The sequence below is a fragment of the Caballeronia calidae genome (assembly GCF_900044055.2).
Lineage (GTDB): Bacteria > Pseudomonadota > Gammaproteobacteria > Burkholderiales > Burkholderiaceae > Caballeronia > Caballeronia calidae.
This window is the reverse complement of the sequence record NZ_FCOX02000136.1, coordinates 1-8,096: the sequence shown is the minus strand read 5'-3', so window position 1 is coordinate 8,096 and position 8,096 is coordinate 1. Positions and strand designations below refer to the sequence as shown.

Below are 8,096 nucleotides of genomic sequence, written 5' to 3'. Positions count from 1 at the left end.
AGCGCATCGATCAGCGTACGGGTGAAGTCGTCCTTGGAAGGCGCATCGAACGAGTCGAGAAACGCGCGATGAATAAATGTTCCCGGCTGCGTCTCCGTAAGGCATGACCATTGAACGGGAATGCGCTGATAAGGCCGCGTCCCGGTCCACAGCGGCACCGGCGACGCGATCGCTTCGAGCCAGAGAAAGTGTCTGGGGTACGCGAGCGCTGGCGGCGAACCGACTGTCGCGTGATGAGCAGAGCGGCGGCCCACCCCACGCGCGCCCGCATTGTGCGCGCCGCAATGCGCCATGAATGGGCAGGCGTAGGGCGAGGAGCAATGAGATCCTGCGGTAATCTGCGGTTCGTCGCTACTCAGCATCAGGCGCAGATCTTCGACGATGCCATCCACCGCCGCTTTTCTGCGCCCGACTTCCGCCGTGACGTCGATACACCGAAGCAATCCGTCATAGTCGCCGCCGCCCGGATAGACGAAGCGGCTTTCGATGCACGCGAGCGTCACTTTGTGAACCGGATAACCGGCGCCTTCCGCGACCCAGGCTTGAATCGCGCAATCCTGATAGAAGTAGTCCTTCACGGCGTTGGCGGCCTTCACTTCCGTCATGTGCCACCCACCCGCGTATGGCGCAAATCCGTCCGCGCGCGCGACGACGTTCCGATGCGAGAAAGCCGCTTCATAGACCATCGATCCTCGGTCCGACGCTTGCTTCAGCGCCACACGCGTTTCCGCGATAGCTTTACCCACGTCCAGCACGTGACCGATCAGTTCGCCCTGTCCCATGAGCGGACGGGCGCGTTCACCGAACAGATGCCCCATCCGGAAGATGTGCTCGCTCGCGGGTGAAACGCGCGCAAGGTCGCGACGATGCGTTTCCAGCCACAACCGTCTGCGACATTGCACACCCGCCATGATTTTCGATTTGGAAAGACGAAAGTCTCTGGACATATCCGCTTTGCTCGAACCGTCGATATCGATCAGGTTATCGACGGACTGAGACAAAATGTGTCTCGCCGAAAACACGAACCGGCGTCGCGGCGGTTAGTTTCTCCACCGCTTATCCGAAGACTTGTTGGTTCGGCTCGGCGCGATGTCGTCATCAGTCTGTTCGAATGCGCACCGCTATCGAGCACACAGTATGCTTAAGCTGATGGGCGAGACAGACGCACGCAGGTATTTCCCGGAAACAAGCTAAAACCGACAAGGATCGATATGCCGAAGTTGTCGAAATCAAGTCTGGATTTCCGCGCGCTGAAACGCGACTATGTATCCGAGGTGCTCAAGAACCTGCCGAAGGCTGACGATCCGCTCGTCATGGTGTGCTTCGGCAGTTCCGGCGACGGCTTCCAGCCCAACTATGAAATCCGACCTGCTCCGGGACAGCGCATCCCATACTGGGGAAACACGCACAAACAAAACACAGACCGTGCGCATTGGGACGATGACAACCTGATCGAGCCGTTCAGCCGCGCCGAAGTCGAACGCGGATTCGACATGTCGCTGAAGTCCGACGAAGTCGCGAAGAAACATGTCTGGGACAATTTCAAGGGCAATCCGCAGAAGTTTCCGCGTCCAAACGCGAAACAGCTTCCGCTGCTGATCGCGGCCGTCATGAACGGCACACCCATCGAAAAGGCGTTCGAGGATTTGCAGAAGGTGCAAGGCGCGTCGCAATTGTCATCGACATGAACGACGAATTGACGCAAGCGCTCTACGACGAGTTTCCCGATCTCTACGCCGGTCGCGCCAAGTCTGCCGCCAACAGTTCGATGTGTTGGGGAATCCAGTGCGGCGACGGCTGGTTCGCCCTGCTCCGCGAACTGTCGAAGCAATTGACCACGTATGCCCATGCGCATGCCGATTTCCGCCTCGAAGCGGTCGAAGTCAAAGGCAAGGCGGGCGATCTGCGCTTCGAACTGGCCTTGAGCACATACTGGACAGAGGCCTGCATTGAGGCGGCGCGCCGGCACGCCCACGAGACTTGTGAGCTGACCGGTAAGCCGGGCACATTGTGCCGGCCCGCGCGGATTCCGCATCACGCCTGGGAGTATCGCGTGCTATGCGATGAAAAGGCGCGCGAACTCTCCTATCGAAAAGTCACGCAGGATTTAATGCCATGAACGTACACTCGCCCGAGCGTCGCGCGGCACCTGCGCAACCCCTCGAATATCAAAGAGAGAATGGCCATGACATGGTTCAGGCAGGTTTTCGGCTTCAACGAATCGACCTATGCAGAAACGCAAAAGCGCTTCAATATCGAATCGGAGCAGTTGCTGACCGATAGCGACCCGCCGAGAAGATTTCATGTCGGAACGCTGAGCATCCCCAGCCTGGACGAGTTGCGTGCACAGGTCGCGGCGCTTTCTCGGCCGGACGGAACGCGGCCGACGCTGCGCACGGTTATCGCCGATGCTTATGCGCTTCATACATGGCCCGAGGCCAACGGCGCGCTGATTCAGGTCGCTAGTCAGTTCAATCTGCTCGAAATGGTTGGTCCCGGTGTCGCGCCAGAGGACGGCATCACGCGTTACCGGAACGACTTCACGCAAGGTCCCGCCTGCGCTATCGCCTGCGCGCCCGCCACGGTGTACCGCAATTATCTGACGTCCGTCGACGGCCAGTACGGACAAACGCGCGATAACCAGATCAACGCCTTGCACGATCTCGACTGCGCGCTCGGCATCCCCGGCATTCAGATGCAGAACGGCTATGCGCTGCTGGACGCGCGAACCGTGCGGGCGATCGGTGAGCACATCAGAAGCCTCGACGAAGTCGGACGGGATGCACTGCGCAAATATCTTCGGATCGGCCTGCATCGTGACACGGAGGTGACCGCGGACGGCGCGCCGTCCGGACAACGCGTGACCCAAGCCCTCTGTTCCGCCTTGCCGGTCGCATACAACTCCGGACCGCGCGCGGACTGGGCACCGTTCGCGTCGCTGGTGCTGGAAGCCAGCTATGAGTCGACCCTGCTGGCCGCTGTGCTCAATCACCGCCGAACCGGCAATCCGAAGGTGTTTCTTACGACGGTCGGCGGCGGTGCTTTCGGCAACGAGCGCGAATGGATCATTCGAGCCGTGCGGCGGGCATTGCGTTGCGTGCACGATCATCCACTCGATGTCGCGATGGTCTGCTTCGGCAAAGTGTCGCCGGATCTCGCGGATTTGGCCGCTGAGATCAACGCGGGCGCCTAGCGCGCCGACACACGTTCCTCTCACTTAGCAGCAGGTCGGCCTTAGCAGACGTTCAGTTATCGCACTTTGTGCGGCAGCTTTGAGCCCGTTTCCTGTCCGTCCGAGCCACTTTACAGCGACTCTGGCGCCAGAGAATATGTCACCAACGCGCGGTTCGTCTCCCATCGCAGTCAGCCTAGCAGACCAACTTGTCGATCAACCTTGCGATCAACGCAAGCTTCTCCTCGCGCCGCCATACCGACGCATGGTGCCTCACGTGCGTGTCGAACTTGATCCAATCGAGTGCGCTCGTGAGGATCGGTTTGCGAAGACGGCATCATCTTGAGCAGGTTCTTCAGTTTCACTTTTGCGAGATCTCGTCCGCATTACGCCGCTCACATAGGATGCGCGCCTTCTCCATCAGAGACACCACATCTCTCGCGTGCTTCCAATTGCCCGCGAACGGCAATTCAAGAACCCAGATCAAGAAGTACGGCATCATCCTCTCGTATGCTTCGGCGAGGATCTCCCCTTTGGGCTTTGTCGAAGTTGTCTTCCAAGTCCCGTCTCGTGGGACCTCGTTAGGTCGCCACGAATAGTTCTCTACGCGACCGACACTCCTGAATTCAAGGTTCTTCTTCTGAATTCGCACGTGCGCTTTGACGACGGCGTAGAATTTTTCTCTGAGTACTTTGCGATCCGTCGAGCAATCGCTGATGTTCCACGCCATAACGGGCGGGCCTAAGCGAACAATGTCGTCGGTAGCCCCAACAATATCTGCCATATCTGGCTCACCATCAAACCGGATGTGCAATTTCTTTCGGTCGTGGTTTGTAATGAAGGCCTCGGCGATTTGCTGTGCGCAAAACAAGCTGATCTGGCATGAAGCCATATCAAACGACGCGTAAAAGAGCGGGAGGTCCAACTCATAAAGCCACTTCACTTCGTCAGCGGAATACTCCACGCAGTCAACGCTGGCAGACTTAATCTGAACAAAAAGCGAATCCTCCGCGATGAGTCGACGTTGATCGAACTCCCGGTGCAACGTCACGATCGCATCTATACCCACGTCCTCCGTCCTCGGAACGGGGGCCACCAAAGCGACCTGCTGAAGGAGCAACAGTGCGGTGGCTTCGGCCAAATCGCCCGATCTTAAATTTGTTCCACGAAATGTCGGCATTGCGCTTCTCTGTCTTGTGGTGCGCCTAAATCATATCCGTCTTCATGGCGTTCCGACGCCACACTCTGCCTCGCATGTTTCACACACGCGGAAAAGAAACTAGTAGCGTGCACGAGCAGCCGGAGCCGGCACGTCGCTCATATCGATAGGGTAGTCATCGCTTCTTTTGAGAGGGCACTATCGTTTGCTTCAAACTACCTCGACCGATTGCCATGTTTAACACATCTGACGGCCCGCCGCGGGTTTGACAGGAGCTGAGTTTTAGCACACGCTCTGCTCGACTAGATCCAAGATAGACATTCGAAATGAATCGTCGCTTTAAACCGACGCTCGCGTCCGCTGGTGCATCCACCGCATCGGCGTGGAGCAAGAAGACCGTGTCGAATTGCAAACCAGCAACATATTCCGGCATGCTAAATACAAATCGCTTGCCGGCGTGACGCAATTCGGATGAAGGCTCGCGGCTGGTAATCGGAAATATCGAACCTTCGTACTGCCCCGAGGCAATCTCCAGATATGCATCGAACATCTCATCGCTGACACATAGCACTGCAACTCGTCGGCCTCCTCCAGCAATGGTTCTTGCCAGACTTCGTGCCTGATCGAAGACGCTTCGGAACAGGTCTTTCTCATCGCGAAAAACTAGAAGCTCGGGGGTGTCTCCATTCGCCAACTGCGCTTTACCGCTGTATGCATCCCATTCGCCAGGGATATCGATGGCAGGAAAAGTCGCATCCAAATCGGAAAGAAAATCGGCAATTTCTGGTGTATACCGGAAAACTTTTTCAAGTTTTATCAGCTCTGAATTTTGCAGTCGCGCGCCGGAAGAGAAGATTGCCCCCGTTGAATCGAGCGATGCGAAAGCATCGTTCGGGCTCTGCTTAAGATCATACGCCATAAAGATCGGTGGGCGCATTGGTGTACCATCCGCTCCAACAGAGCGCTTGATCAGCTTATGTAGAAGCTGCCGCTCCACCCCAGTAAATAAGTGAAGTTCGTCAACGAACAGAGCGTCGTAGCCGTACCTATTTCTTAAACTGTCCCATCGATTTGAGTCGAGAAAAGAATTGAAATCCGCAATCATCTGATCAACGCTTAGAGTATTCATTTCACTCAAATACATGCGATAGCGACGATGGACCTCGAGTACAAACCGTCGATCAATTTCTTTACTGAGCGACATTAGCCAACCTGCTCTAAGTAAGCTTCCTTTTGCATATTTTTCACCTTTTTCCTCTCCGGCACGAACACCTTCGGCATCGAGAACGCTTGCGAATTCATTCATCATTTCCGTGATGAACTTCGGGTCTTGTCCGGAAGAGGCTGCGCGCCAGCGCGTCGCCAGTTCGTCGGTTAAGTCTTCATACTGAAGCTGAATAATCGGTGACGCTTGCATCTCCTTAAGAGTGCTCGATATCAACTCAAATTGCAGTCGACGCCCCTCACGCCCATCGAGGGACAGCGGTTTCAAGTCATCTAAATTGAACTTAAGATGCTGATGTGCCAGATCGTATAACGTTCGGAGTTCTACACTGCATGACTGCCCTCCTCCTGACAGAAGCCCACGCGTATCCAATGACTCCGCCAAGGCTGATACCATGTCCACGGAGGCTAGGCTATGTGTTAAAAATCCGTACTTTGCAGACCGTTTTTCTAGTTCAGCCACCTCTCCATCGCGTAGTACCTTGACCACCAACGAAAGAGTCTTCCCAGTTCCTGCCGAGCCCCGCAATCTGACTGGACCATCATGGCTTTTATCAACGAAATTGCGCTGCTCGTCTGTCAGCATCGATTCGTACCATTGCTTAAGGGTCGCTCCTTGAGCGAAGCCTTGGGGCAGGCGACTACTGAGCACGATCCCTGCACGACTCGTCGATTCATTCTCGGAAGGAACGTCCGACAAAATCGCATCGGCCAGATTTGCCCGCGCGAGTTGGTAGATATCTTCGTTGCGGGGAATTCGACCCAGATCGAAAGCGTTCTTTGTCACCGCAAAGACAAAGAGCGAATCCTCCCCGTCTGGTCGGCTGTCAAAATTAATTCTTGACCCATCTCCTTTCTGGCGATTGGAAGCATATATAGAAAGTAGGCTCTTTTCATGATATTCACGCCACGTGACCGGAATTCTGACGCTGTTCGTGAAGATGGAGCGTGCAACCGTAATGATACGTTCCAAAATATAAACGTCCCGATGTGTATCGCAAAAGACCGGGTTTTCACCGGCCAGACTCACCACCACGAGGGACGCGTTGTCCCGATCGAGATCGGGTTCCAAAAAATAAACAATCTCGTCGATTTTCACGCGCTTGATTCCTACCGTTCCCGCTGGAAGCAAAAACTCCGAGAACCATTCTCTCGATATTTCGAACTGAGAAAGTCGGAAAAGTGCCGATGGGCTGAATGCAAGTGCTTTCATTTTTTTGATGATTTAATGTGTTCAACAGCATTATCAACTGCCAAGCTGGATAGAGCCGTCAACTCATTCGGAAGGCCGATGCGTGAATATTGCTGAGCAAAAATTTGCGCAAGCTTAAATTTATAATGCGGTGTGAATCTGGATAATCTAAACGCGGAGGTTTTGGTGCTGCCCTTGCTTGACTGCAGCGTCGAAAATGAAACAAAGCATCTCCGCGCATCGATAGAGTATATCCTTCGCATACGAATGACGAATCCAACGCCATTATCACCCTTTAGATCCGTCACAAAGAAGTGACCATCACCAAGTGATTTTTTTGCATCCGAAACTTGGCCAGCCAAATATTTATCACAGTCTTCCGGGTTAGGCGCTAAATCCCTAACGCATGCCAACGACATTGATCGTCGACCGATAATGGCCGATGTCAATCGTTGGATTGCCACCGTAACGGATTGGGCGCTTTTTCTATTCAGTTCAAATCTTGAGACAAATTTTTCGATGTCAAATGACTTGTGCTGATCAAGTGAATCGATCCAATTTATTAGCTCACCAATATTGCTTTCATCTATTTCGCATGATTCTCGAATGGTCTTCGATGCAATTTCTATCTGATTCGCTATAAAATTCGGCAACCAAAAGGTTTGCAGATATTCCGTAAATCTATAGATGGGTAGAAGCGCGATGACCCCATCGTGTTTCCCATTTGCCATGTCGCAATCTGCATTGATTATCGCGGCGAGGGAGAAAGGCCAAGGAGATGATCCGCTTGGTTCGATTTTGAGAATATCCCCTTGTCTCAAGGGTTCCTGCACCGGGCAATGTTCAGTTTCTTCCATTCGGTGATCCTTCACTGCTTTCAGCGTATATACGTTAGCGTGGGTTTTCAGAATTCGACAGGAGTATAAGCGCTGTTTAGTGCGCAGTGAAGAGAATACTTGACGGCGTGGTTTCCTGTTTGCGCGGGATTCGATGCCCGCGTGAGCCCACGGTAGCTATCCGTCCATGCGTACGCGGCCAAAGTCTTCGAAGACAAGATCGGTGGGCTGATAGAGGACGCGCGGGAACGGACCGTCACCACCGTACTGCCGCGTAGTGCCTGCATTGAAGGGGACAGGTCCGAGTTTCGGCGTATGATCATGCAATCTACGGTCACGGGGTAGTTCGCAATGACGCCGACTAGCGTTCCATTCCAAATTCCAACCCAAGCACAATCCGAAATCGATCGATTTCGGGCGCTTGCAGAGCATTGGACGTGCGGCGCCTCCAGTTTTTTTGGACACAGATTTGGGGTAGAACGTGTGATCCAAACTGGAGTGGTCGATGTTAAA

General features: G+C 54.2%; 8 protein-coding genes. 3 read left to right on the top strand and 5 right to left on the bottom strand.

What is annotated here, in order from left to right; genetic code table 11:
- A partial coding sequence (locus tag AWB78_RS40495) for a DUF2779 domain-containing protein (protein WP_082883623.1) occupies positions 1 to 947 on the bottom strand: 947 nt, incomplete at its 3' end.
- A 264-nt stretch (positions 948 to 1,211) separates the two neighbouring features.
- Between AWB78_RS40495 and AWB78_RS40490 the strand changes: the two genes are divergently transcribed.
- The 3 genes from AWB78_RS40490 (at position 1,212) to AWB78_RS40480 (ending at position 3,193) form a co-directional block, all read left to right on the top strand.
- A complete protein-coding gene (locus AWB78_RS40490) occupies positions 1,212 to 1,688 on the top strand; it encodes a hypothetical protein (protein ID WP_062612653.1) in 477 nt (158 codons plus the stop codon).
- On the top strand, positions 1,685 to 2,119 hold the full coding sequence (locus AWB78_RS40485; protein ID WP_062612651.1) for a hypothetical protein: 435 nt from the start codon (positions 1,685 to 1,687) through the stop codon (positions 2,117 to 2,119). Before AWB78_RS40490 ends, AWB78_RS40485 begins: the two co-directional genes overlap by 4 nt.
- Positions 2,120 to 2,185: 66 nt before the next feature.
- Positions 2,186 to 3,193: a hypothetical protein gene (locus AWB78_RS40480; RefSeq protein WP_062612655.1), complete on the top strand. Its 1,008-nt coding sequence runs from the start codon at positions 2,186 to 2,188 to the stop codon at positions 3,191 to 3,193.
- A gap of 340 nt (positions 3,194 to 3,533) precedes the next feature.
- Here the strand turns inward: AWB78_RS40480 and AWB78_RS40475 are convergent, their stop codons facing one another.
- The 4 genes from AWB78_RS40475 to AWB78_RS48980 all read right to left on the bottom strand — a co-directional run.
- Entirely contained in the window at positions 3,534 to 4,352 is an 819-nt protein-coding gene (locus tag AWB78_RS40475) for a hypothetical protein (protein ID WP_157697821.1), read from the bottom strand.
- Between the two features lie 154 nt (positions 4,353 to 4,506).
- On the bottom strand, positions 4,507 to 6,768 hold the full coding sequence (locus AWB78_RS40470) for a UvrD-helicase domain-containing protein (RefSeq protein ID WP_157697820.1): 2,262 nt from the start codon (positions 6,766 to 6,768) through the stop codon (positions 4,507 to 4,509).
- Positions 6,765 to 7,604 (bottom strand): P-loop NTPase family protein, encoded by an 840-nt coding sequence (locus AWB78_RS47225; RefSeq protein ID WP_157697819.1) that lies wholly within the window; start codon positions 7,602 to 7,604, stop codon positions 6,765 to 6,767. Before AWB78_RS47225 ends, AWB78_RS40470 begins: the two co-directional genes overlap by 4 nt.
- Positions 7,605 to 7,760: 156 nt before the next feature.
- A partial coding sequence (locus AWB78_RS48980) for a hypothetical protein (protein WP_232478091.1) occupies positions 7,761 to 8,096 on the bottom strand: 336 nt, incomplete at its 5' end.